Here is a 2500-nt window from a genome sequence, read left to right on the forward strand (position 1 = left end):
CTTTGAAAACTAAACAAGACAAAACGTACCTGTTAATTCATTTTTTATAAATCGCACAGCGATGTGCGTAGTCAGTCAAACTACTTTATCGGAGAGTTTGATCCTGGCTCAGGACGAACGCTGGCGGCGTGCCTAATACATGCAAGTCGAGCGGACAGATGGGAGCTTGCTCCCTGATGTTAGCGGCGGACGGGTGAGTAACACGTGGGTAACCTGCCTGTAAGACTGGGATAACTCCGGGAAACCGGGGCTAATACCGGATGCTTGTTTGAACCGCATGGTTCAAACATAAAAGGTGGCTTCGGCTACCACTTACAGATGGACCCGCGGCGCATTAGCTAGTTGGTGAGGTAATGGCTCACCAAGGCAACGATGCGTAGCCGACCTGAGAGGGTGATCGGCCACACTGGGACTGAGACACGGCCCAGACTCCTACGGGAGGCAGCAGTAGGGAATCTTCCGCAATGGACGAAAGTCTGACGGAGCAACGCCGCGTGAGTGATGAAGGTTTTCGGATCGTAAAGCTCTGTTGTTAGGGAAGAACAAGTACCGTTCGAATAGGGCGGTACCTTGACGGTACCTAACCAGAAAGCCACGGCTAACTACGTGCCAGCAGCCGCGGTAATACGTAGGTGGCAAGCGTTGTCCGGAATTATTGGGCGTAAAGGGCTCGCAGGCGGTTTCTTAAGTCTGATGTGAAAGCCCCCGGCTCAACCGGGGAGGGTCATTGGAAACTGGGGAACTTGAGTGCAGAAGAGGAGAGTGGAATTCCACGTGTAGCGGTGAAATGCGTAGAGATGTGGAGGAACACCAGTGGCGAAGGCGACTCTCTGGTCTGTAACTGACGCTGAGGAGCGAAAGCGTGGGGAGCGAACAGGATTAGATACCCTGGTAGTCCACGCCGTAAACGATGAGTGCTAAGTGTTAGGGGGTTTCCGCCCCTTAGTGCTGCAGCTAACGCATTAAGCACTCCGCCTGGGGAGTACGGTCGCAAGACTGAAACTCAAAGGAATTGACGGGGGCCCGCACAAGCGGTGGAGCATGTGGTTTAATTCGAAGCAACGCGAAGAACCTTACCAGGTCTTGACATCCTCTGACAATCCTAGAGATAGGACGTCCCCTTCGGGGGCAGAGTGACAGGTGGTGCATGGTTGTCGTCAGCTCGTGTCGTGAGATGTTGGGTTAAGTCCCGCAACGAGCGCAACCCTTGATCTTAGTTGCCAGCATTCAGTTGGGCACTCTAAGGTGACTGCCGGTGACAAACCGGAGGAAGGTGGGGATGACGTCAAATCATCATGCCCCTTATGACCTGGGCTACACACGTGCTACAATGGACAGAACAAAGGGCAGCGAAACCGCGAGGTTAAGCCAATCCCACAAATCTGTTCTCAGTTCGGATCGCAGTCTGCAACTCGACTGCGTGAAGCTGGAATCGCTAGTAATCGCGGATCAGCATGCCGCGGTGAATACGTTCCCGGGCCTTGTACACACCGCCCGTCACACCACGAGAGTTTGTAACACCCGAAGTCGGTGAGGTAACCTTTTAGGAGCCAGCCGCCGAAGGTGGGACAGATGATTGGGGTGAAGTCGTAACAAGGTAGCCGTATCGGAAGGTGCGGCTGGATCACCTCCTTTCTAAGGATATATACGGAATATAAGACCTTGGGTCTTATAAACAGAACGTTCCCTGTCTTGTTTAGTTTTGAAGGATCATTCCTTCGAAACGTGTTCTTTGAAAACTAGATAACAGTAGACATCACATTCAATTAGTAAGACAAGATATCACATAGTGATTCTTTTTAACGGTTAAGTTAGAAAGGGCGCACGGTGGATGCCTTGGCACTAGGAGCCGATGAAGGACGGGACGAACACCGATATGCTTCGGGGAGCTGTAAGCAAGCTTTGATCCGGAGATTTCCGAATGGGGAAACCCACCACTCGTAATGGAGTGGTATCCATATCTGAATTCATAGGATATGAGAAGGCAGACCCGGGGAACTGAAACATCTAAGTACCCGGAGGAAGAGAAAGCAAATGCGATTCCCTGAGTAGCGGCGAGCGAAACGGGATTAGCCCAAACCAAGAGGCTTGCCTCTTGGGGTTGTAGGACACTCTGTACGGAGTTACAAAAGAACGAGGTAGATGAAGAGGTCTGGAAAGGCCCGCCATAGGAGGTAACAGCCCTGTAGTCAAAACTTCGTTCTCTCCTGAGTGGATCCTGAGTACGGCGGAACACGTGAAATTCCGTCGGAATCCGGGAGGACCATCTCCCAAGGCTAAATACTCCCTAGTGACCGATAGTGAACCAGTACCGTGAGGGAAAGGTGAAAAGCACCCCGGAAGGGGAGTGAAAGAGATCCTGAAACCGTGTGCCTACAAGTAGTCAGAGCCCGTTAACGGGTGATGGCGTGCCTTTTGTAGAATGAACCGGCGAGTTACGATCCCGTGCAAGGTTAAGCAGAAGATGCGGAGCCGCAGCGAAAGCGAGTCTGAATAGGGC

General features: G+C 52.1%; 2 rRNA genes (1 of these 2 cut by a window edge). Both read left to right on the forward strand.

What is annotated here, in order from left to right:
- Nucleotides 1-85 precede the first annotated feature (85 nt).
- Nucleotides 86-1635: ribosomal RNA gene (locus MOC09_RS19410) — 16S ribosomal RNA — on the forward strand.
- A gap of 169 nt (nucleotides 1636-1804) precedes the next feature.
- Nucleotides 1805-2500, forward strand: a 23S ribosomal RNA gene (locus MOC09_RS19415) (it continues 2232 nt past the right edge of the window).
- Together the 16S and 23S rRNA genes form the textbook arrangement of a ribosomal RNA operon.

Source organism: Bacillus sp. N12A5 (assembly GCF_026790125.1).
In the GTDB taxonomy this organism is placed as follows: Bacteria; Bacillota; Bacilli; order Bacillales; family Bacillaceae; genus Bacillus.